The following is a 20436-nucleotide window of genomic DNA, read 5'->3' as shown; positions in this document are numbered from 1 at the left end:
ACTTCAACCTTCCTCGAGCTTTTACCGTCGGAGCCATGACCGATCTCCGCACCGCACCGCCGCCGATCCCGCGCACCGTGTGGATCGCCTCCGGCGTGATGGCACTCGGCGGTTTCCTGGGCAACATGGACGCTTCGATCGTCGCCGTCGGGCTCGAATCGATGCGGGACAGCCTCGGCGTCGCACTCGCCGAGATCCAGTGGGTCGCGACGGCGTACCTGCTCGGCCTCTCCGCCGCGCTCCCCCTCACGCCGTGGCTCGGGCGCAAGTTCGGTGCCGGACGGCTGTGGCTCGCCGCGCTGTCCGCGTTCCTGGTGACGTCGGTGGCCTGCGCACTCGCCCCGGACGCGGGCATGCTGATCGGCGTCCGGGCCGTGCAGGGCATGGCCGCGGGCGTCATGGTGACCGCCGGGCAGACCGTGATCGGGCTGGCCGTCGGCCCGGAACGGCTGGGCCGCACCATGGGCACGCTGGCGCTCGTCGTCGGGCTCGCACCGGTCGTCGGCCCGAGCGTCGGCGGCTTCCTGCTCGCGCACTTCTCGTGGCCGGTGCTGTTCTGGCTCAACCTCCCGATCGGGCTGCTCGCGTTCGGCCTGGCGCTGCGGTACGTGCCGCGCGGCGACCGGCGGCAGCCGCCGCCGATGGACTGGCCCGGCCTGGCGATGGTGTCGCTCGGCCTGCCGCTGCTGGTGTACGGGCTGACCGAACTCGGCACACCCGGCTCGCTGAACATCGCGCTCGCCGCCATCGGCGCGGCCGCGATGGGGCTGTTCACCTGGTGGTCGCTGCGCACGCCCCACCCGGTGCTGCAGCTGCGGCTCGCCAGGCGGCCGGTGCTGGGCTCGGCGCTCGCGTCCGTGCTGCTCGGCGGGGCCGGGATGTTCGGCGCCGTCCTGCTGCTGCCGCTGTGGTTCCAGCTCCGGCTCGGCGCCGGGACCGCCGAGTCGGGTGTCCTGCTCGCGCCGATGGGGCTGGCCACGACGGTGTCCGTGGTCGTGGCAGGCAGGCTGGCCGACCGCCACGGCGGCGGGACCGTCGCGCTCACCGGGTCACTCGTGGTGCTGGCGAGCACCGTGCCGCTCCCGTGGCTCGGCCCGGAGACGCCGATGTGGCTCGTCCAGGCCCTGCTCCTGGTCCGCGGCGCCGGGCTCGGCCTGTCGATCATGCCCGCGTCGACGGCGGCGTACGCGTCGGTCGGCGCCGCCGAGCTCGGCCACGCCACCGCGCTGGTGAACATCGTCATGCGGGTGGGCGGCGCGCTCGGCGGGGCGTTGTGCGTGATCGTGCTTTCCCAGGGCCTCGACGCCGGCCCGGCGACCGGGTTCGGCTGGGCTTTCGGTGTGGTCGCGGCGCTGTGCGCGCTGGGTTCGGCGGCCGCGGAGTGGCTCCGGCGCGCCGAACGTTCGTCCACAGTGGACATTAAGGAGTGATTCACCAGGGAAGCTGGCGGGATCACCGGATCGGTGATTTGCTGGAGCCGGTCATGCACTGTCGGTAGGGGAGGACTGACGATGGCAGGGGTGGGCAAGCGGCTGCTGACGGCCGTGGCGGCGGCAACGGTCCTGGGGAGCTTGCTGGCGGCGGCGCCGGCTTCGGCGGCAGAACCGATCGGCTGGCAGCCGTGCGCGGACGCGCCCGGCGTCGACTGCGCCACGGTGACCGTGCCGGTGGACTGGGCCCACCCGGACCGGGGCACGACGACCGTCGCGCTCGCCCGGCGCAAGGCCACGGACCCGCAGGCCCGGATCGGCTCGGTCCTGATGGACCCGGGCGGCCCCGGCGGGTCGGGCACCGAGGAGGTCAAGGGCGGCTGGTCGCTCTCGCCCGAGATCACCCGGCGCTTCGACACCGTGGGGTTCGACCCGCGTGGCGTCGGCGCCAGCGCCCGGATTTCGTGCGGGCTCGAGGAACTGATCGCCGACCACCCGCGCGTGCCGCGCAACCAGGCCGAGTTCGAGCAGCTCGCGGCGTACAACCGGAAGCTCGGCGAGAGCTGCAACCGGCTCTCCGGGCCGCTGGGGCAGTTCGGCGACACGAAGAGCGTCGCCCGTGACATGGACGCCATCCGCGTCGCGCTCGGCGAGCCGAAACTGACCTACTACGGCGTTTCCTACGGCACGCTGATGGGCCAGCAGTACGCGGAACTGTTCCCGGACAAGGTCCGCGCCCTCGTGCTGGACAGCAACATGGACCACTCGCAGTTCACCGCGGGCGAGTTCCTGCTCAGCGAAACGCGCTCGGTGCAGGCGGAGTTCGGCGAGTTCGCGGCCTGGTGCGCCCGGACGCCGAGCTGCGCGCTGCACGGCCGGGACGTCTCGAAGCTGACCCGCGACCTGCAGGACAAGGCCGCGCGCGGGGAGCTGAAGGACCCGCGCAGCGAAGAGGTGATCGAGCCGCTGGACCTGGCGTCGATCTTCCAGGGCAACTTCTACGGCCCGAGCTGGGACAGGCTCGCGACGGTGCTCAAGCTGCTGGCGGACGGCACCGCACCGGCCGCGACGGCCCGGCTGCGCGACGACATCCCGATCAACTACGTCTTCCAGAGCGTGTTCTGCGACGACTGGCGCATGCCGGTGCACAGCTTCGCGGAACTCGAGACGTACCGCCGGGTGTCGGCCGCGTTCGCCCCGGACGTCAAGGTCAACTCGCTGGGCTGGACCGCGGTCACCGGCTGCATCGGCTGGCCGAACCGGACGAGCAACCCGCAGCACCCGCTGCAGGTGCACGGCGCACCGCCGCTGCTGGTGCTGAGCAGCCGCCACGACCCGGCGACACCGTACGCGTGGTCGCAGGCGGTGGCCCGCCAGACGGGCAACACCCTGCTCACCTACGACGGCTGGGGCCACGGGGCGTACTTCAAGAACAGCCCGTGCGTCACCAAGGCGACCGACGACTACCTGATCTCCGGCAAGCTCCCGGCGCCGGGCACGCACTGCGCCGCCGTCGAGCCGGGGGCATCGGCGCTGATCGCCCGTCCACCTTCGACGATCGGCTTCTGAAGCGCTCGTTCGCGGGGCGGGCTACCTCGGCTTGCGCCGCCACAAACCGGTCACGACGGCCAACGCGCGGGCTCCCGGCGAGGGAGCCCGCACCGCGGCCTCGGGGCCGATCCGGCGGCGCATGCGGTACGCGAGTTCGAGCACTTCCAGGTCCTCGGGGCGACGGCGGCCACGAACATCCGGCCGCAGCATCAGCTCCCCCACCGAGACGCGTCTGCCACTGGCACGGTGCGCCGTGCGCGCCATCAGGAACCTCCACTGCGTTGCCGACCCGAGCTCCGCGATTCTATGAATTCGTTTCGGGTTCGTCACCTTACTCGCGAGTTGTGTCCGGTGCCTGTCCCCCGCGCGTTAGCCTCCGGCCATGATCACCATTGGGGGCCTCACCGAAAAAGACCGCGCTTCCTGGGAAAACCTGTTCGCGGGCTACAACGCGTTCTACGGCAGGACGCTCGCGCCGGAACTGGTGGACCGGGCCTGGCGGGAGTTCGCCGACGGCACGCGCATGCACGCGCTCGGCGCGTGGGCCGACGGCGAACTCGTCGGCATCGTGCACTTCTTGACCCACGCCAGCACCACCTCCGCCGACGTCTGCTACCTGCAGGACCTCTTCACCGACGCCGGCGCCCGCGGACGAGGGGTCGGCCGCGCGCTCATCGAAGCCGTTGCCGAATGGGCGCGGGCACAGGGGTGCGTGCGCGTCTACTGGCACACCCAAACGTCGAACACGACCGCGCGGCGGCTCTACGACCAGGTCGCGCTCGACAAGGGTTTCATGCAGTACCAGATCCCGCTCGGCACCTGAGCTCAGCGACGGTGACGGCCGCCGCCACCGCATTCGTGGTGTTCGCCGAAGGGGAAGCCCGCGGGGCGGCGGCCGCCCCACATCGCCGGCCAGTCCGGGGTTTTCGGGCGGGCGCGCGACCAGAGCGGGATGTCCGGGATCTCGTGGCGGACCGGGGCCACCTGCTGCTCGGGCGGCGCCGGGGTCACCTTCTCCACCGGCTTCGGCACCTTGTCGACGACCTGCACCGCACGCGCCAGCTTGCCGCGGCGCACGGCCGGATTGGCGGATTTCGGTTCCGGTTCGAAAGATTCCGGGGAAACTGCAGCCGGATCAACCGGTGGTGCTACGGATTCCGGAGCCGACGGTGAACTCTGCGGAGTCTGCGGAGCCGGTGCCGCGTGCTTGGCCGGGGGCACGACGACGTCCGCCGGCAGCGGCACCAGCGCCACCGCCGGGGGTTCCAGGCCGATCGGGGGCCAGGCCGCGGCCGTGTTGCGCGAGGACGGCAGGGACACCGCCGCGCTGACCCCGCCCGTCAGGGCCAGCGCCCCGGCGACCACGGACAGCACCCGCAGCCGCGCGAGCGAACGCAAGACCTGTGGCTTCTCCCGGTGACGCGCCCGCGGGAGCACCAGGGTGTCCTCGTCGCGGTACCGATCGAACGGTGCGTCGGACCGGCCCAGCAGCTCGGCGACGGTGACCTGCTCTCGGCGCGGCGCCCTACGTGCCATCAAACCCTCCACCTGGGCCACCCGGACGTGCGGCAACGCGTCCGGGTGGCCGATCATAGGAACGCTTCAACTCCGTGTAAAGACTCGCTCACCCGAGCCGGCCGCCACCGTCCACATGCAGCACCGAACCCGTGACGAACGGGTTCTCCAGCAACTGGAGCGTGGCCGCCGAGACGTCCGCGGGACGGCCCACGCGGCGGGCCGGGTTCGCTTCCGCGGTCCGGCGGAAGAACGCCGCCTTCGCCTCGCCGAGCCGGTCCCACGCGCCCGAGTCGACGATGCCGGGGGAGATCGCGTTGACCCGGATCGGCGCCAGCTCCACCGCGAGCGCTTCCGCGAGGAACGCGACCGCGCCGTTCGTGGTCGCCATGACCGTCCTTTCCGGCATCGGCCGCCACGCGGCGACGCCGGAGAACAACACCATGGCACCGCCTTCGCGGAATCGCGGAGCGAAGTGCTTGGCCAGCATCAGCGGACCGGTCACTTTGGCGTCGAACGCCTTCGTGACCGCAGCCCGCTCCAGCGCCACGACCGGGCCGTTCGCCGGCGCCGCGGCGAGCGAAACCAGGTAGTCGACTTCGCCCGTTTCTTCGGCAAGCGCTTTCAACGACGATTCTTCCCCGAGGTCCGCGAACGCGGCCCGGACACCACGCTCGGCCAAAGCCGCCGGCTCGCGTCCGGCCCAGGTCACCTCCGCGCCCGCCGCGTACGCGTCCGAAACGATCCGCCGGGCGATCCCCGAACCGCCGCCCACGACGACCAGCCGCTTTCCCTCGAACGACATTTCCGTGCTCCTTCCGTCTCGCACACGTCGTTCAGCGCCGGCCGCCGCCGGAACAATCCCGTCGTGATCCGAAGGTTTTCGATGTCTGCGATAGAATTTCCGAATGCCTACGCTGCGCGCGCTGGAGTGCCTGGTCGCGGTCCTCGACGCGGGCTCGATCACCGAGGCGGCCGCGCGGCTGCACCTGTCGCAGCCCGCGCTGTCGCACCAGATCGGCGCGCTCGAACGGGAACTGGGGACACCGGTGCTCGAACGGCTGCCGCGCGGGGTCCGCCCGACGGCCGCGGGGCGGGCGGTGCTGGCGGACGCGCGCGCGGCACTGGCCGCCGCGGAACGGGTGGTCCGGACCGGCCGGGCGGTGGCCGGTGGCGGCCGCGGCACCCTGCGCGTCGCGTGCGCGGAGAGCATGACCGCCGGGCTGCTCGCCCCCGTCCTGCGGGCCTGGCACCGGCACCGGCCGGAAGTCCTGGTCACGCTGACCGAAACCACGAGCGCGGACGCGCTGGCCGAGGCACTGGAAACGGGCGAAGCGGACGTCGCGGTCGGCCCGCGGCCGAGCCGCTGGAGCGGCTCCACCGAACTCGTCGGGCGGGAGGAGATCGTCCTGGCGCTGGCCTCGGACCACCCGCTCGCCACCCGCGCGACTGTCCCGATGACCGCCCTCACGGGCATTCCGCTGGTGCACTACCACCGGGACAATGGGCTCGGTGGATGGCTCGACCAGGAAGCCGCACGGCGCGGCGCGGTACTCGAGGTGGTGATGCGCACGAAGCAGGCCACGACGGCAGCCCAGCTGGCCGCGGCGGGGCTCGGTGCCGCACTGGTCCCGACCACGGCGCTCACGCGGACCTTTCCGGGCGCACTGCGGCGGCTGAAGCCCGCCCTGCACCGGGACGTCGTGACGTTCAGCGCAACGCCGTCGGATTCGCTCGTCCGGCGGTTTTGTTCGGACGTGGCACAACGCGGGCTCACCGTGCCCGGTGTCCTGTCGGACAAACTGTCCGCAGCACCCGGTTAAGTCCTGGTGAATCTGACAGATTTCCTACGAAGGTTTTGTGCCATCCAGACGAACTTCTCCCGCGAGGGCGGATTTCGCTGTGGCATTCGCCAAAGTTCGCTTCCATCGGCTAGCTTGCTCCTACCGGTCAGTACCGGTGGGTGAGGCCGATCGGGTGAGGCGATCAGCGAGGATCGAGGGAAGCGGGGACGACCATGCCGAAGCACCGGCCACGTCGCAAGGGTGCGCGTTCGGTCCGCCGGACCGCGGCGGCGCTCGCGGGTGGGGCGCTCGTCGTGCTGCCGACGCTGACCACGGGCCTGCCCGCGCCGGTCGTCGTGGCCAACGCCGGCGACACGCAGCCGGACCAGGCCGTCGCCGCGCCACCGCCGAAGCAGCCGGACATCGTCATGCCGCCGATCGCGGTCGACGGCAGCCTGCCCCAGCCGCCGCTGCCCGAGCCGCTGGTCGTGCCGGGCGGGCGCGCCGGCTCCGCGGGCATCTCCGGGTCGCTCGGCATCCCGGGGAGCATGCTCAAGGCGTACCAGAACGCCGCGAACATCCTGGCCAAGGAACAGCCGAACTGCCACCTCGACTGGGCGCTGATCGCCAGCATCGGCCGGATCGAGTCCAACCACGCCCGTGGCGGGTACGTCAACGCCAACGGCGACACGCTGGAGCCGATCCTCGGCCCGGTGCTCAACGGCGCGGGCGCGTTCGCCGCGATCCCGGACACCGACGGCGGCAAGTACGACGGCGACACGGTGTGGGACCGGGCGGTCGGCCCGACACAGTTCATCCCGTCGACCTGGCGCGGCTACGCCTCCGACGGCAACGCCGACGGCGTGTCGAACCCCAACAACATCTACGACGAGACGCTGGCCACCGCGCGCTACCTGTGCTCGGGCGGCCTCGACCTCTCCACCGACGCGGGGCAGCGGATCGCCGTGCGCCGCTACAACAACTCGCAGTCCTATGTGGACACGGTGCTGGCGTGGGCCGCGGCCTACCGCGGCGGCGTGGCCCAGCTGCCCGACAGCCAGGTGCCGATCGGCACGCCCGGAGCCCCGGACGCCGCCGCGGCCGGGTCTCCGGTCGGCGTCCCGGCGCCGCCCGCGCCGCCGGCCGACACCCCGCCGAGCAACACCCCGCCGACCGAAACACCGTCGTCGACCACCACGCCGAGCACGCCGTCGACGAACCCCACCACGCCTTCCACGGACCCGACCACGCCCTCGTCGACCGACCCCGTCACGCCGCCGTCGACGGACCCGACCACGCCGCCGCCGTCGACGACCAGCACCACCACACCGCCGCCGTCGTCGACGGCCGCCGCCCCGGCCGACTCGGAGAAGACCCCGACCGAAACCACCTCGACCAGCTCGGCCGGGTGAGCCCGGTGGAGCCGTTCCTGGTGCACATCCGCTGCGACACCGACGGCTACACCCACGCCGTCACCGAAGAGGAGTTCGCGGCGGGGCGGCACGACGGCCGGTTCCGGGCGGTGTGCGGGCACGTCGTGCTGGCGGCGCCGATGATCGAGGAACCCGGCCGGTTCGACCCGGTCTGCCGGGACCTCCTGCGCGCCGCGCCGCAGCCGGCCGAGGTGCCCCAGCAGGAGCGCCGCCGGCTGCGGTGGCGCAGCCGGCGCTAGCCGACCATGGCCTGGATGCCGTCGAGCATCCGGTCCAGGCCGAACTCGTACGCCGTGTCGCCCTGCGCCTTGGCGCTCTGGTCGAAGCCGCCGCCGAGCCAGATGCGGTTCATCGCCGGGTGGTCGTCGACGACGAAGTAGTTCTCCCAGAACGACGACCGCTGGTGCCACCACGCCTCGGTCGACTGGCCGGTGCTGCGCTCCAGCCGGGTGTTCTCCGCGTCGAGCGCGGCGTTCGCGTCTACGTACGTGCCGATCCCGTTGGCCGCCGCGACGGCCTGCCGCGGCGGCAGCCCCAGCTCGTCCATGATCGACAGCAGGTACTCGTGCCCCGCCAGGTGACCGGGGCCGAGCGGCGGCCGGACGCGCGAGACCTCGCACAACCAGGGGTGGCTGCGGTAGGCCTGCCGGGTCCGCTCGGCGTAGAGCGCCACCTGCGCGCGCCAATCCCCGTGGCGCGGCTCGCCCGGCCCGGGCAGCCGGCGCCCGACGAGGACGTCGTCGACCATCAGGTCCACCAGCTCGGCCTTGCCGGGCACGTAGGTGTAGAGCGTCATCGTGCCCGCGCCGAGCTCCTTGGCGACGCGGTGCATCGACGCGGCGGCGAGCCCGTCGGCGTCCGCGACGGCGATCGCGGCCGCGACGATGCGCTCGATCGTCAGCGTCGGGCGGCGGCCCCTGGTCGGTTCGGCGGCGGCGCCGCGGGCGCGCCAGAGCAGCGCCAGCGTCCGGTCGACGTCCTCGGCGCCAGTGCGTTCGGCGGTCATGCGGTCCCCTCGCTCGTCGTTGCGGAGATTACCCTGGAAGAGGACGGAGGGGGTGGGAGGAGATGACCGCACGCAAGCCGCCCAAGGTGTCTTTCCGCTGGTGGGTCGACCGGAAGATCGAGGAAGCCCGCGAGCGCGGGGAGTTCGACGACCTGCCGGGCACCGGCAAACCCCTGCCGAAGCCCACCGGCAACGACGCGGCGACCGACTGGGTGCTCCGCGAAGTCAAGAGGGGCGGGCACGACACGAAGGCGTTGCTGCCGCCGGCGCTCGCGCTCAAGCGCGAGGTCCAGGACCTGCCGGCCCGGCTCGCCGGGGAGCGAACCGAACGGCAGGTCCGGGACGTCGTCGAGGACCTCAACACCCGCATCCGCCAGGCCTACCTCAACCACCACACCGGGCCGCCGCTCACGGTGGCGCTGGTGGACGTCGAAGAGGCGGTCTCGGACTGGCGGCGTTCACGAGCCGCGTCGTAGCAGCGATCCCGTCTCCCCCGCGCGGCCCGCCCCGCAGGACGACCAGCACTCGCGGCGGCGAGGGAGGCAAAGGCAACCAGTGCGGCCGGGCCGGCCGGCGCGGGGAAACGCCTGCTCCGGCAACGGGTGCACGGCGCCCCTTCCGCCGCCTCCAGCGGAGCCGAAACGCTAACAGCCCGATGGGCTGTAACCTGGTTCGATGAGAGGGCAACTCGTCGTCGTGCCGATCCTGGCCATGCTCCTGCTGTACGGCGTGCCGTGGTGGACGCTCGTGCTGGCGCCGGAGTGGGGCCTGGCCGGCACGATCGCCGGCACCGTCGTGCTGCTGGCAGGCCTGGTCACGATGCCGGTTGCGATGTTCCGCGGCCACTCCCGGCACCAGAGCGACGGCGCCGCCCGCCTCGGCGACTCGCTGCTCGCCGTGATCTGGGTGCTGTTCAGCTGGTCGATCCTGAGCCTGGTGCTGCGGGTCGCCCTGCTCGGCGTCGAAGACCCGCTTCGCTCGCGGATCGTCGCCGGCGCGACCGTGCTGGTCGCCGCCGGGCTGCTCGTGCACGGCAACCGCGTCGCCATGCGCGTGCCGCCGGTGAAGGCGGTCGACGTCGTCATCCCGCGGCTCGGGGCGGGGCTCGACGGCCTGCGCGTCGCCGTGCTGACCGACACCCACTTCGGGCCGATCGACCGGACGAAGTGGTCGGAGAAGGTCGTCGCGGCGGTCAACGCGCTCGAGGCGGACGTCGTCTGCCACGCCGGCGACCTCGCCGACGGCGCGGTGGCCAAGCGCCGCAAGCAGGTCGACCCGCTCGGCGGCGTCCAGGCCGGGCTCGGGCGGTTCTACATCACCGGCAACCACGAGTACTTCGGCGAGGCCCAGGCGTGGCTCGACCACATGGCAGGCCTCGGCTGGGACACCCTGCACAACCGTTCGACGCTGCTCGAGCGCGGCGGCGACCGGATCCTCTTCGCCGGCATCGACGACCCGACCGGCGCGGCGTCGGGCCTGCCCGGCCACGGCCCCGACCTGGCCGCGGCACTGGCCGACCGGCCCGGCGGCGTCCCCGTGGTGCTGCTGGCCCACCAGCCGAAGCAGGTCCGCGACGCCCGCGAGGCAGATGTCGACCTGCAGATCTCCGGGCACACGCACGGCGGGCAGATCTGGCCGTTCCACCTGCTGGTGCGGCTCGACCAGCCGACGCTGTCCGGCCTGAGCAGGCACGGCGGGACGCAGCTGTACAACAGCCGCGGCACCGGGTTCTGGGGCCCGCCGTTCCGGATCTTCGCGCCCAGCGAGATCACGCTCCTGACCCTGCGTTCCGCCTGACCCAAGCGCCCCAATGTGGCCTTGGTTGCGTCAGACGCACCGAAGGCCGCCTTGGGGCGCTTGACTGCACCGACAAATTTTTTTGTCTTGACAGATCGATACGTCGGAGTCAGGCTGTGCGCATGACGACGACAACCTCAGCCGACGGCACCCGCATCGCCTACACCCGCGCCGGGGCCGGCCCCGCGCTCGTCCTCGTGGACGGCGCGATGTGCTACCGCGGCTCATCCCCCAACGACGCACTGGCGAAGGAACTGGCCGCGCACTTCACCGTGTACACCTACGACCGCCGCGGCCGGGGCGAGAGCGGCGACACCGGGCCGTACGCGGTCGAGCGCGAGGTCGAAGACCTCGCGGCGGTCGTCAAGGAGGCCGGCGGCGAGGCGTTCCTGTTCGGCATTTCGTCGGGCGTCGCGCTGGCCCTCGAAGCGGCACCTCGGCTCGCGGTCCCGAAGCTGGCGCTGTACGAGCCGCCGTTCATCGTCGACGGCAGCCGCCCCCGCGTGCCGTCGGACTACGCGGCCCGGCTCGACCAGGCGGTGCGGGAGGGCAAGCGCGGCAAGGCGGTCAAGATGTTCATGACCGAAGGCGTCGGCCTGAGCGGGGTCATGGTGGCGACGATGCGGATCATGCCGTTCTGGGCCAAGCTCAAGAGGGTCGCCCACACGATCCCGTACGACACGGCGATGGTGATCGGCCACCAGGCGGGCGAGCCCCTGCCCGCGGCCTGGCCGGAGGTGACGGTCCCGTCGCTGGTGATCGACGGGGGCCGCAGCCCGGACTGGATGCGCCACGGCGTGGCGTCGCTGGCGAAGGTCCTGCCGTCGGCGGAGTACCGGACGCTGCCGGGCCAGACGCACATCGTGAAGGCGGCGGCGCTGGCCCCGGTGCTGACGGAGTTCTACCTGAGCTGAACCGGCCCTCGTCACAACTGTCTTGCCTGAACGATCACCGAGCGGGCAGGGTGCAGGCGTGCCCACCCGCGCCCTGGTCTTCGACTTCGACGGCACGCTCGCCGACACCGAATCCGCCGTGCTGCAGTCGTGGCAGGCCGTCTTCCGGGAACACGGCACCGAGCTGCCGCTGGACGCCTGGTACGCCGTCATCGGCACCCAGCACACCACGCCCGCCATGTTCGCCCTGCTCGCCGAGCACGTCCCCGGCATCGACCCCGAGGCGCTGCGGCCCAGGACACGCGCCCACGTCCTCCGGCTCCTCGAGGACCTCGGCCCGCGCGAAGGGGTCCGGGCGTACCTGGACGCCGCGCGCGAGCAGGGCATCAAGCTGGCCGTCGCCTCCAGCTCGTCCGGGGCCTGGGTGAACCCGCACCTCGAACGACTCGGCCTCGACCACTACTTCGACGCCGTCCTCACCGGGGACCTCCACAAGGCCAAACCCGACCCGGACCTCTACCTCGCCGCCCTCGACGCACTCGGCACGGCGGCCGGAGACGCCATCGCCTTCGAGGACACCCCGCACGGCGTCACCTCCGCCAAGGCCGCCGGCCTGACGTGCATCGCCGTGCCGAACGCGATCACCCGGAACCTCGACTTCGGGCAGGCGGACGTCGTGCTGCCGTCCTTCACCGCCAAGCCGCTGGACGCCCTGCTCAGCCGGTGACCACGGCCAGCAGCCGGTCCAGGAACGGCAGCTGGCCCTTCACCAGCTTCTCCCGGGCGTCCGGCAGCGAGAACCAGGCGACCCGGTCCACCTCGGGGAACTCCTGCTGACGGCCCGAGCGCGGCGGCCACTCCATGGTGAACGTCCCGGGCACCACCGCGGCCGGGTCCAGGTCGGCCTCGACCGCCCACGCCGTCACGACCTTGCCGCCCGACTGCTTCACCACGCCCAGCTCGACGTACTCCCCGGACGGCGCGGGCAGCCCCAGCTCCTCCGAAAACTCCCGCCGCGCCGCGGCCTCCGGGGACTCGTCCGGGTCGAGCTCGCCCTTGGGCAGCGACCACGCGGCCGCGTCCTTCTTCGCCCAGAACGGCCCGCCCATGTGCCCGAGCAGCACCTCGACGTCTTCGCCGCGGCCCCGGTAGAGCAGCAGCCCGGCACTCTGTTTGCCCGCCATGGGGAAAGTCTCCCAAGATTTTTCCGCGAGGGTGTCGAAACCCGCCGGGGCCCGATCGACGCGTGGGCAGAAGGCAAGCGGAACCCAGGGAAGGGACCCACCATGACCACCACCGTCGCCCGCGAAACCCAGACCGCCACCGCCCCGGCCAAGACCAAGGTCACCGGCATCGTGGTCGGCGCGAGCCGGATCGTGATCTCGTTCCTGTTCGGCTGCCACGGCCTGCAGGGGTTCGGCCTCTTCGGCGGGATCGACGGCCAGGGCGGCGGCGTCCCGTTCGGCTCGTTCCCCGGCTGGTGGGGCAGCGTCTTCGAACTCGTGGGCGCCGTGCTGCTGCTCGTCGGGCTCGCCGGCCGGCCGGCCGCGATCCTGCTGTCCGGCGTGATGGCCTACGCCTACTTCACCGTGCACGCCCCGATGGGCCTGCTGCCGCTGCAGAACATGGGCGAGCCCGCCGCGGTCTACTCGTGGGTCTTCCTGCTGTTCGCCGCGGTCGGCCCGGGCCGGTTCGCGCTCGACAACCTGCGCAAGCGCTGAGCGAACGCGGTCCGGCCGGTCAGTAGCCGCCCTGGGCGGCGGCCAGGTCGGACCGCGCCATCACGTGTTCCATCAGGCTGGTCAGCACCTGCTTCGTCGACTCGCGCTCACGCGCGTCGCACAGCAGCAGCGGGACGTCCATGCCGACGTCGAGCGCCTGCCGGACCTCCTCGGTGCCGTAGCGGTACGCGCCGTCGAAGCAGTTCACGCCGACGACGAACGGCAGGTTGCGGCGCTCGAAGAAGTCCACCGCGGCGAAGCAGCTGTCGAGCCGGCGCGTGTCGGCCAGCACGACGGCGCCGAGCGCGCCCTCGGCCAGCTCGTCCCACATGAACCAGAACCGGTCCTGCCCGGGCGTGCCGAACAGGTAGAGGATCAGGTCCGGGTTGATCGTGATGCGGCCGAAGTCGAGCGCGACCGTCGTGGTGGTCTTCTGCTCGACGCCGGACAGGTCGTCGACACCCTCGGACGCGGTGGTGATGACCTCCTCGGTCCGCAGTGGCGGCACTTCGCTCACCGAACCGACCATCGTGGTCTTGCCGACCCCGAACCCGCCGGCGATGAGTACCTTGACCGCGGTCGCGGTCAGGTTCCGCCGGGGGTCAGAGTTTCCGGATGCCATCAAGGACCGCCTGCAATACGTGTCGGTTGGGGGTTTCCTGGACCGGTGCCGCGGTACGGAACAGCACCAGGTTCTGCTCGATGAGGTCGCTCAGCATCACCTTCACCACGGGCAGCGGGAGATCGACCCTGGCGGCCACCTCGGCCACCGAGACCGGCCGCTGGCACAGGGCGATGATGCGGGCGTACTCCGGTTCGAGCATGCCTGCTTCGTGGGCGGTGCGCAGCGCGACCACCAGCGTGATGAGGTCGAGCCCGAGCGTGTCCGACCGGGTGCGGCCACCGGTGACCGCGTAGGACCGGACCAGCGGGCCGGCCTCGTCGTCGAACCAGGCTTCGTGCCGTGCGCTCATGGCGCAGTGGGCTGCGCGCCGGCGGTCCGCGGGGCCGAGGTGAGCACCTGCCCGACCCGCTTCACCATCAGGTTCATCTCGTACGCGACCAGCCCCATGTCCGCGTCTTCACGGGCCAGCAGGGCGAGGCAGGCGCCTCGGCCGGCCGCCGTCACGAACAGGAACGCGTGGTCCATCTCGACCATCGTCTGGCGGACGTTGCCGCCGCCGAAGTGCCGCCCGGTACCGCGGGCCAGGCTCTGGAACGCCGAAGCCACCGCGGACAGGTGCTCGGCGTCCTCTTCGGAAAGGTTGCCGGACCTCCCGATGAGCAGGCCGTCCGAGGACAGCACCACCGCCCGGTCCGCCCCGGCGACCCGCTTGACGAGGTCGTCCAGCAGCCAGTCGAGCTCGTGGGCGCCTGAGTTGACCATTACTCGCGCTCTCCGTACCTGTCGTCGTTCTCGGGAAACTCTTCGTCTCGGGCCCGCCGGGTGCCCTGCTGGAAGGCGGAGAGCCTGCTGCGGGCGGCCTCCGGCGAGTCCAGCCGGACCTCTTCGCGTTCCTGTGCGGGCTTATCTTCCCGCAGCTGCGGAACGAGGTTCTGCTGACGTCGCCGTTGCGGCAGCGGCGGGCGGCCGGGGGCCTCCGGACGGCGCGGCTGCTGCGGACGGCTCTCCGGCGTCGCCGCGGCCCGCGGCTCCTGCGGCGGCCACACCGGCTGCTGCGCGGCCGGACGCGCCGGGCGCGAAGTCCGGGCGGGCGGGGCGGGCGGCCGGACCGCGGCCACCGGCTGGGCCTGGGTCGGCTGGCTCACCGGCTCCGACACGGACCCGACCGGGACCGGCGTCGGCGCGGACGAAGGCTGGGCGGACGGCGACTGCGCCGGCGGCGGGACGGTGACCGGCGGGGCGGCCATCGGCGGCACGGGCGTCGGCGGCTGGGTCACCACGGTCGCCGGAGCCGTCGGGGGCGCCGGCGGGACGGCCATCGGCGGCTCGGTGCGGTGCCGGGCCGGGCGGCGCACCGGCCGCTTGAGCGGCGCGACCTCGTCGTTGGCCGTGGTCTCCGGCTCGACCGGGTTCGGCACGAGCTCCGGCTTCGGCGGGGTGATCGGCTGCTCCGGCTCGTTCTCGGCGAGCGGGGCCAGCAGGTCGGTGCGCACCAGGACGATGGCCCGGGTGCCGCCGTAGGCGGACTCACGCAGGTGCACCTGGATGCCGTGGCGGGCGGCCAGCCGCGCGACCACGAACAGGCCCAGGCGCGGCTCGTCCGACAGCGCCATGATCCCGAAGTCCGGCGGGTCGGCCAGCATCGCGTTGATCTCTTCGGTCTGGTCCGGCTCGAGCCCGAGGCCCTGGTCCTCGACCTCGATCACGACACCCTTGCCGACCACGTTGCCGCGGATCTCGACCCGCGACTGCGGCGGCGAGAACGACGTCGCGTTGTCGATCAGCTCGGCCAGCAAGTGCACGAGGTCGCCGACGACCGGGCCGCGGATGGCGATCTGCGGCAGCACCGCCGTCTTGACCCGCGCGAAGTCCTCGGTCTCGGCGGACGCGCCGCGGACCAGCTCGGCGAGCCCGACCGGGTTGCGCCACTGGCGGCCCGGCTGGCCGCCGCCGAGGATGATCAGGTTTTCGGCGTTGCGGCGGGCGCGGGTGGAGAGGTGGTCGAGCTGGAACAGCGTGTCCAGCTGGTCCGGGTCCTCCTGCTTGCGCTCGGCCTGGTCGAGCACCTTGAGCTGGCGGTGCACGATGACCTGGCTGCGGTGGGCGATGTTGAGGAACACCGTCTTGGTGCCCTCCTTGGTCTTCGCCTCGTCGATGGCGGCCGCGATGGCGGTCTGCTGCGCCTTGTTGAACGCGTCGGCGACCTGGCCGATCTCGTCGGTGCCGTGGTCGAGGAAGTGCCCGCCCTCTTCGAGGTCGACGGGCTCGCCGGCCTGGACCCGGGCGACCAGCTCGGGCAGCCGGACTTCGGCCGCGTCGAGGGTGTCCTCGCGCAGCCGGTGCAGGCGGCCGATGAGCCGGTTCGACAGCCGGACGGCGACGAAGACCACGAAGACCGCGAACAGGACCGCGACCACGCCGGCGATCAGCGACTCGGTGAACGTCGAGTCCGCGTCGTTGATCGCGGCCTGGCTCGCGTTGGAGCTCTGCAGGATGAAGATGCCCATCAGCGCGGCGCCGACCTGGCGGGCGGCGGTGCGCCACTGGTCCTGCGGCACCGGCAGCTTGGAGAGGTCACCGCGCAGGAACGCGGTTTCGACCTGGTTCACCGTCTGCCACGGCTGGCTGGCCAGCAGCTCGTCGTACTTGGCCTTGACCTCGGGGATCAGCTTCGGCGCCGACGCGTCGAGCTGGGCGTGGTAGGCACCGACCTGACCGACGTAGGTCCGGAAGTCGTCGTTGCTCAGCCCACCCGCGGCCAGCCCGGCGGCGGCGAGCGCGTCACTGCGCTGCATCTGGTCGGCCGCGGTGAACAGCGGGATCGCGGTCAGCCGGTCGAACGCGTTCTGGGCACCGCGCGCGTTCTGCGCGAGCCCGGCCACGCCGTCGGTGAACTGGTCGATCATCTTGTTGTAGTAGACGAAGGCCTGGTTGATCTGCATCTGGCCGCCGTCGATCGCCTGCCGGTTCTGCGGCAGCTGCTGGTACAGCCCGAAGAACGTGGCGATGTTCTTCAGGACGCTCGGCGGGGTGTCGTCGTAGTCGGCGAAGTTGTCCTTGAGGTACTGGATCGTCTTCGCGGCGTTCTCGTCCGTCTTCGGCCGGATGCCCGCGAGCACGGCGCGCTGGTTGCTCTGGCCCGCGAGCAAGCTCAGCGTGGCCTGGCGCTCCTGCTGCAGCGAGGCGAGGAACGGGATGGACGGAGCCTCCGAACCCCGGATACGGTTCGTGTAGTCCCGGCCGGTGACGGCGTCGTAGATGAGGTAGCCCGCGAGAGCCACACCGACCAGCAACAGCGCGACACTGGGGACGAGCGCGATCGTGAGCACGCGCTTCCGAATCGAGGATCCCCGGTTGCGTCGAAGAGAAATCTGCTTCACCTGGGTCCGTTTTCCTTCCGGCAGTACATGGTTTCGGGTCGCCCGAGGCGGTCAACACCCGGATTCCGACCAGCCGGATCAACATCACCGTGGTCTGCTTCGCCCGCGACGACGTTAGGCAGCCCTCCAGGGCTCGTCAAGTCCGTGGCGAGAACGTGATCTTGCGACCGTGATCCCTCCACACTCGCTGCCTGCGCTTCGAAAGTCCACCACCGAAAGTCGTGACGTTCGTCGCAGGGCAACTTTCCTTCCCTGTACGTATCTGAGCACTGGAAGCGCTCCCGGAGCCCCGCGCGTCCCGGCCGGCGCCCTCTACGTACGACAGAGCCGGATCGTTCGGTGACAAACATCACGGGGTCGCGGAGGCCACCCGGAACCCCGCCTTTGTCCGGGGTGGACGGTCCCGGAAAAGCGGAATGAGCAGGAATTCCGCGCCCGGCCGCGGATTCCCCGGGCAGCGAGCCGGAATTCCCGGCATTCCGCAACCGCAGCCGGTTGATCACCCTGCGCTGACCGCCGAAACCGGTTCCGCGGGGACGCGGGTCCGCTCAGCCCGGGAACTCGTCGGCCAGCGTGTTCCAGAAGAGCAGCTCGTAGCTCTGGAACAGCCGCGCGCAGCGGTGCGCCTCGCGTTCGTCGAGCCGGTGCGCGTCGAGGCCCGCCTGGATCGCCGCGAGCGCTTGTTCTTCGATTTCCGGAACGTCCGCAGCGAAGAAGTCGAAAAACGCGCACTGTTCGTCGGTGAAGCTGTAGTGCTCGCGCATGCCCGCGGCGACGTCGGCGCAGTACCGGCCGAAGGCGGCGAAGTTGGCGAAGATCCCCGCCGCGGTGGCCGACGACTCGCCGTTCAGCGCGAGCCAGGCGACGTAGGCCGGGTAGACCTGGCAGCCCGCGCGCGGCAGGTCCTTCCCGTGGTCCGGACCAGTGGCGGCGAGCAACGCGTCCAGCATCGCGTTCGCCTGCTGCTCGCCCGGCGCGAGCCCGCCGAAGAACGTGCGCGCGTTCGGTTCGTCGGCCCGGGCGGCCAGCGCGTGGAAGCTCCGCCAGTCGCTGAGCGTGATCAGCTTCTCTTCGGCGGCGAGCGCGGCGAACACCGCGCGCGGCGCCCGGCCCGCGGCGATCAGCGGCACGAGCCGGTTGTCGCCATCGCGCGGCACGAGCTCGGCCTGGATCGCTTCGAGCAGCTTGCGCGCGGAGTGTGTCATCGCCTACCCCCAGGTGTCCGTGACCACTCCATTGAAGCGCGATTCCCGCGCCGACGCCCGTGTGCACAGTGGACAGTCGTGGGGACCTGACCGCTTTGTCCGGTTCACCGGCGAGGCTTGACGTGGCCGCGATTCTCTATCCACCTGCGTCGGGAGCCCCTACAGTGTGGCCATCCGGAGCACCCGAGGAGGCCAGCGTTGACCACCCCGTCCGTCGCCGAGCAGACCGAAGGCCAGACGATCCCGCGGCTGCTGCACCGCAACGCGGTCGAGTACCCGGACCTGCCGGCGATCACCTCGCTCGACATCGAAGGACAGCCGACGCTCACCTGGCTGGAGTTCCGCACCGCGATCGCCGAGGTCTCCCGCGGGCTGGCCGGCCTCGGCCTCGCCACCGGCGACCGCATGCTGATCATGGCGCCCGGCTGCCCGGACCACATCGTCGCCGACCTCGCCGCGACGCACCTGGCCGCGATCCCCTGCACCGCCTACGCCACCCTCAGCCCGGACCAGATCCGGTTCGTCGCGCGGCACAGCGCGGCGCCGGTCGTGGTGCTCGGCGGGGAGAACGAGCTGGCGCGCTGGCGGCCGGTGCTCGAGGACCTCCCGGCGCTGCGCCACATCGTCGTCATGGACGAGACCGCGATCCCCGAAGGCGACGACCGGTTCCTGTCCCTCGCCGCGCTGCGGGAGCGGGGCCGGGAAGCGCTTGCCGCCGATCCGGAGGCGTTCGAACGGTCGTGGGCGGACATCAAGCCGGACGACCCGCTGTCGATGATCTACACCTCCGGCACCACCGGCGACCCGAAGGGCGTCGTGCTCTCGCACCGCAACGCGATCCACCAGGGGTACGCGGTCACCGAGCTGCACCACCCGCCGATGCACGCGACGAACATCGCGTACCTGCCGCTGGCCCACATCGCCGAGCGGGAGCTGTCGATCTACCTGCCGATCATCTGGGCCGGGCACGTGCACACCCTCGCCGACCCGAGCGGTGTCGTCGGCGCGCTCGGCAAGGTGCACCCGCAGAGCTTCTTCGGCGTCCCGCGCGTGTGGGAGAAGATGGTGGCCGGGCTCAAGAACATGCTCGGCGGCGTGCCGGAGGACCGGCGCACCGCGCTGCTGCAGGCGAACGAGCTGCTGCAGCAGGGCTACAAGCTGCGCAGCGCCGGCCGGCCGGTGCCCGCGGAGCTGGCCGAGAAGATCCGGCAGACCGACGAAGCCGCGCTGGCGCCGGTGCGCGCCCTGCTCGGGCTCGACAAGGTGCTCGTCGCCTCCAGCGGCGCGGCAGCGCTCCCGGTGGAGATCATCTACTTCCTGGCCGGGCTCGGCATCGAGATCAGCGAGGTCTGGGGCCTGTCCGAGACGACCGGCGCGGCGACGTCCAACTCCGGTTCGGCCTTCCGCGCGGGCACGGTGGGCAAGCCCCTCGAAGGCGTCGAGGTGAAGGTCGCCGAGGACGGCGAGCTGCTGGTCCGCGGCCCGATCGTGTTCCTCGGCTACCTGCAGGAGGACGGCACGATCGCCGATGCCACCGACGCGGACGGCTGGCTGGCGACCGGCGACATCGGCACGATCGACGAAGACGGCTTCGTGACGATCACCGACCGCAAGAAGGAACTGATCATCACCTCGAGCGGCAAGAACATCGCGCCGACCCGCGTCGAGGGCCTGCTCAAGGAGCACCCGCTGATCGGCCAGGCCGTCGCGATCGGCGACGACCGCCCGTACGTGACGGCGCTGATCGTCCTCGACGACGAGATCGCGCCCGGCTGGGCGGCGGCCAACGGCGTCGAAGCGGCGCCGGAGGAGCTCGCCGACCACCCGGCGGTGCGGGCCGAGCTGCAACGCGCGGTCGATTCGGCCAACAGCAGGCTCGCGCGGATCGAGCAGATCAAGCGCTACCACGTGCTCCCGAAGGCGTGGACGCCCGAATCCGGCGAGCTGACCCCGACGCTCAAGCTCAAGCGCCGGGTCATCAACGACCGCTATTCGGCCGACATCGAAGCCCTCTACGCGGCCACCCGCGACCCCGAGCCGGCCGCTGGTTCCTGACACGCGGGCTGAAGGGCACCTTCCTCCCATGGGACGGGTGG

General features: G+C 71.8%; 22 protein-coding genes. 12 read left to right on the top strand and 10 right to left on the bottom strand.

Translation table 11 applies throughout. From position 1 onward, the window contains the following. Window positions 1–35: 35 nt before the first annotated feature. Together ACWEGE_RS11040 and ACWEGE_RS11035 are read left to right on the top strand one after the other, a co-directional pair. A complete protein-coding gene (locus ACWEGE_RS11040; RefSeq protein WP_449660254.1) occupies window positions 36–1430 on the top strand; it encodes an MDR family MFS transporter in 1395 nt (464 codons plus the stop codon). Between the two features lie 81 nt (window positions 1431–1511). Next, window positions 1512–2999, top strand: coding sequence for an alpha/beta hydrolase (locus tag ACWEGE_RS11035; protein ID WP_449660253.1), 1488 nt, complete (start codon window positions 1512–1514; stop codon window positions 2997–2999). A gap of 21 nt (window positions 3000–3020) precedes the next feature. On the opposite strand, the gene ACWEGE_RS11030 is transcribed toward ACWEGE_RS11035, so the two are convergent. Beyond that, the gene (locus tag ACWEGE_RS11030) at window positions 3021–3203 is read right to left on the bottom strand and encodes a hypothetical protein (protein WP_449660252.1); all 183 of its coding nucleotides are present in this window, start codon (window positions 3201–3203) and stop codon (window positions 3021–3023) included. Window positions 3204–3363: 160 nt separating this feature from the next. Between ACWEGE_RS11030 and ACWEGE_RS11025 the strand changes: the two genes are divergently transcribed. After that, complete coding sequence (locus ACWEGE_RS11025; RefSeq protein ID WP_449660251.1) at window positions 3364–3804, top strand: GNAT family N-acetyltransferase; 441 nt, start codon at window positions 3364–3366, stop codon at window positions 3802–3804. Window positions 3805–3806: 2 nt separating this feature from the next. On the opposite strand, the gene ACWEGE_RS11020 is transcribed toward ACWEGE_RS11025, so the two are convergent. Both ACWEGE_RS11020 and ACWEGE_RS11015 read right to left on the bottom strand, forming a co-directional pair. Further along, entirely contained in the window at window positions 3807–4517 is a 711-nt protein-coding gene (locus ACWEGE_RS11020) for a hypothetical protein (protein WP_449660250.1), read from the bottom strand. Window positions 4518–4605: 88 nt separating this feature from the next. Then, window positions 4606–5301, bottom strand: a complete 696-nt coding sequence (locus tag ACWEGE_RS11015; RefSeq protein WP_449660249.1) for an SDR family oxidoreductase — start codon at window positions 5299–5301, stop codon at window positions 4606–4608. 103 nt (window positions 5302–5404) lie between these two features. Between ACWEGE_RS11015 and ACWEGE_RS11010 the strand changes: the two genes are divergently transcribed. From ACWEGE_RS11010 to ACWEGE_RS11000, 3 genes are all read left to right on the top strand, one after another. Next, window positions 5405–6319, top strand: coding sequence for a LysR family transcriptional regulator (locus ACWEGE_RS11010; RefSeq protein ID WP_449660248.1), 915 nt, complete (start codon window positions 5405–5407; stop codon window positions 6317–6319). Between the two features lie 194 nt (window positions 6320–6513). Then, window positions 6514–7692 carry a lytic transglycosylase domain-containing protein gene (locus ACWEGE_RS11005; protein WP_449660247.1) on the top strand — a complete coding sequence of 393 codons (1179 nt, stop codon included), beginning with the start codon at window positions 6514–6516 and terminating at the stop codon, window positions 7690–7692. Window positions 7693–7697: 5 nt separating this feature from the next. After that, window positions 7698–7952: a hypothetical protein gene (locus ACWEGE_RS11000; RefSeq protein ID WP_449660246.1), complete on the top strand. Its 255-nt coding sequence runs from the start codon at window positions 7698–7700 to the stop codon at window positions 7950–7952. Here ACWEGE_RS11000 and ACWEGE_RS10995 read toward each other — a convergent pair. After that, window positions 7949–8719 carry a TetR/AcrR family transcriptional regulator gene (locus ACWEGE_RS10995; protein WP_449660245.1) on the bottom strand — a complete coding sequence of 257 codons (771 nt, stop codon included), beginning with the start codon at window positions 8717–8719 and terminating at the stop codon, window positions 7949–7951. The two genes, ACWEGE_RS11000 and ACWEGE_RS10995, sit on opposite strands and share 4 nt — an antisense overlap. 62 nt (window positions 8720–8781) lie before the next feature. Here ACWEGE_RS10995 and ACWEGE_RS10990 point away from each other — a divergent pair, with 62 nt between their 5' ends. The 4 genes from ACWEGE_RS10990 to ACWEGE_RS10975 all read left to right on the top strand — a co-directional run bounded on the left by ACWEGE_RS10990 (window position 8782) and on the right by ACWEGE_RS10975 (window position 12136). After that, window positions 8782–9195 carry a DnaJ family domain-containing protein gene (locus ACWEGE_RS10990; RefSeq protein ID WP_449660244.1) on the top strand — a complete coding sequence of 138 codons (414 nt, stop codon included), beginning with the start codon at window positions 8782–8784 and terminating at the stop codon, window positions 9193–9195. Window positions 9196–9394: 199 nt separating this feature from the next. Continuing rightward, window positions 9395–10516: a metallophosphoesterase gene (locus tag ACWEGE_RS10985; protein WP_449660243.1), complete on the top strand. Its 1122-nt coding sequence runs from the start codon at window positions 9395–9397 to the stop codon at window positions 10514–10516. Window positions 10517–10638: 122 nt separating this feature from the next. Then, window positions 10639–11430: an alpha/beta fold hydrolase gene (locus tag ACWEGE_RS10980; protein WP_449660242.1), complete on the top strand. Its 792-nt coding sequence runs from the start codon at window positions 10639–10641 to the stop codon at window positions 11428–11430. 58 nt (window positions 11431–11488) lie between these two features. After that, window positions 11489–12136, top strand: a complete 648-nt coding sequence (locus ACWEGE_RS10975) for an HAD family hydrolase (RefSeq protein WP_449660241.1) — start codon at window positions 11489–11491, stop codon at window positions 12134–12136. On the opposite strand, the gene ACWEGE_RS10970 is transcribed toward ACWEGE_RS10975, so the two are convergent. Then, on the bottom strand, window positions 12126–12593 hold the full coding sequence (locus ACWEGE_RS10970) for an NUDIX domain-containing protein (RefSeq protein WP_449660240.1): 468 nt from the start codon (window positions 12591–12593) through the stop codon (window positions 12126–12128). The genes ACWEGE_RS10975 and ACWEGE_RS10970 overlap by 11 nt on opposite strands. 102 nt (window positions 12594–12695) lie before the next feature. Between ACWEGE_RS10970 and ACWEGE_RS10965 the strand changes: the two genes are divergently transcribed. Next, window positions 12696–13130, top strand: coding sequence for a DoxX family protein (locus ACWEGE_RS10965; protein WP_449660239.1), 435 nt, complete (start codon window positions 12696–12698; stop codon window positions 13128–13130). A gap of 19 nt (window positions 13131–13149) precedes the next feature. Here ACWEGE_RS10965 and ACWEGE_RS10960 read toward each other — a convergent pair whose 3' ends face one another. From ACWEGE_RS10960 to ACWEGE_RS10940, 5 genes are all read right to left on the bottom strand, one after another. Further along, window positions 13150–13752, bottom strand: a complete 603-nt coding sequence (locus ACWEGE_RS10960) for a GTP-binding protein (protein WP_004561734.1) — start codon at window positions 13750–13752, stop codon at window positions 13150–13152. Further along, window positions 13733–14104, bottom strand: coding sequence for a DUF742 domain-containing protein (locus ACWEGE_RS10955; RefSeq protein ID WP_004561733.1), 372 nt, complete (start codon window positions 14102–14104; stop codon window positions 13733–13735). Before ACWEGE_RS10955 ends, ACWEGE_RS10960 begins: the two co-directional genes overlap by 20 nt. After that, entirely contained in the window at window positions 14101–14517 is a 417-nt protein-coding gene (locus ACWEGE_RS10950; protein WP_043776694.1) for a roadblock/LC7 domain-containing protein, read from the bottom strand. The genes ACWEGE_RS10955 and ACWEGE_RS10950 overlap by 4 nt, the downstream gene beginning before the upstream one ends. After that, the gene (locus ACWEGE_RS10945) at window positions 14517–17084 is read right to left on the bottom strand and encodes a nitrate- and nitrite sensing domain-containing protein (RefSeq protein ID WP_449660238.1); all 2568 of its coding nucleotides are present in this window, start codon (window positions 17082–17084) and stop codon (window positions 14517–14519) included. The genes ACWEGE_RS10950 and ACWEGE_RS10945 overlap by 1 nt, the downstream gene beginning before the upstream one ends. A gap of 599 nt (window positions 17085–17683) precedes the next feature. Beyond that, window positions 17684–18340, bottom strand: coding sequence for a transcriptional regulator (locus tag ACWEGE_RS10940; protein WP_449660237.1), 657 nt, complete (start codon window positions 18338–18340; stop codon window positions 17684–17686). Between the two features lie 198 nt (window positions 18341–18538). On the opposite strand from ACWEGE_RS10940, the gene ACWEGE_RS10935 reads away from it, so the two are divergent. After that, the gene (locus tag ACWEGE_RS10935; RefSeq protein ID WP_449660236.1) at window positions 18539–20395 is read left to right on the top strand and encodes an AMP-dependent synthetase/ligase; all 1857 of its coding nucleotides are present in this window, start codon (window positions 18539–18541) and stop codon (window positions 20393–20395) included. The last annotated feature ends 41 nt before the right edge of the window (window positions 20396–20436 follow it).

Source organism: Amycolatopsis sp. NPDC004747 (assembly GCF_053601335.1).
Note: the sequence above shows the minus strand (reverse complement) of the source record. Positions and strands in the feature narration are given on the sequence as shown.

What these genes read in the sequence shown, in the direction of transcription:
- ACWEGE_RS11040 (WP_449660254.1), top strand. Translation starts at nt 36, where the DNA reads ATGACCGATCTCCGCACCGCACCGCCGCCGATCCCGCGCACCGTGTGG.
- ACWEGE_RS11035 (WP_449660253.1), top strand. Translation starts at nt 1,512, where the DNA reads ATGGCAGGGGTGGGCAAGCGGCTGCTGACGGCCGTGGCGGCGGCAACG.
- ACWEGE_RS11025 (WP_449660251.1), top strand. Translation starts at nt 3,364, where the DNA reads ATGATCACCATTGGGGGCCTCACCGAAAAAGACCGCGCTTCCTGGGAA.
- ACWEGE_RS11020 (WP_449660250.1), bottom strand. Translation starts at nt 4,517, where the DNA reads ATGGCACGTAGGGCGCCGCGCCGAGAGCAGGTCACCGTCGCCGAGCTG.
- ACWEGE_RS11015 (WP_449660249.1), bottom strand. Translation starts at nt 5,301, where the DNA reads ATGTCGTTCGAGGGAAAGCGGCTGGTCGTCGTGGGCGGCGGTTCGGGG.
- ACWEGE_RS11010 (WP_449660248.1), top strand. Translation starts at nt 5,405, where the DNA reads ATGCCTACGCTGCGCGCGCTGGAGTGCCTGGTCGCGGTCCTCGACGCG.
- ACWEGE_RS11005 (WP_449660247.1), top strand. Translation starts at nt 6,514, where the DNA reads ATGCCGAAGCACCGGCCACGTCGCAAGGGTGCGCGTTCGGTCCGCCGG.
- ACWEGE_RS10995 (WP_449660245.1), bottom strand. Translation starts at nt 8,719, where the DNA reads ATGACCGCCGAACGCACTGGCGCCGAGGACGTCGACCGGACGCTGGCG.
- ACWEGE_RS10990 (WP_449660244.1), top strand. Translation starts at nt 8,782, where the DNA reads ATGACCGCACGCAAGCCGCCCAAGGTGTCTTTCCGCTGGTGGGTCGAC.
- ACWEGE_RS10985 (WP_449660243.1), top strand. Translation starts at nt 9,395, where the DNA reads ATGAGAGGGCAACTCGTCGTCGTGCCGATCCTGGCCATGCTCCTGCTG.
- ACWEGE_RS10980 (WP_449660242.1), top strand. Translation starts at nt 10,639, where the DNA reads ATGACGACGACAACCTCAGCCGACGGCACCCGCATCGCCTACACCCGC.
- ACWEGE_RS10970 (WP_449660240.1), bottom strand. Translation starts at nt 12,593, where the DNA reads ATGGCGGGCAAACAGAGTGCCGGGCTGCTGCTCTACCGGGGCCGCGGC.
- ACWEGE_RS10965 (WP_449660239.1), top strand. Translation starts at nt 12,696, where the DNA reads ATGACCACCACCGTCGCCCGCGAAACCCAGACCGCCACCGCCCCGGCC.
- ACWEGE_RS10960 (WP_004561734.1), bottom strand. Translation starts at nt 13,752, where the DNA reads ATGGCATCCGGAAACTCTGACCCCCGGCGGAACCTGACCGCGACCGCG.
- ACWEGE_RS10955 (WP_004561733.1), bottom strand. Translation starts at nt 14,104, where the DNA reads ATGAGCGCACGGCACGAAGCCTGGTTCGACGACGAGGCCGGCCCGCTG.
- ACWEGE_RS10950 (WP_043776694.1), bottom strand. Translation starts at nt 14,517, where the DNA reads ATGGTCAACTCAGGCGCCCACGAGCTCGACTGGCTGCTGGACGACCTC.
- ACWEGE_RS10940 (WP_449660237.1), bottom strand. Translation starts at nt 18,340, where the DNA reads ATGACACACTCCGCGCGCAAGCTGCTCGAAGCGATCCAGGCCGAGCTC.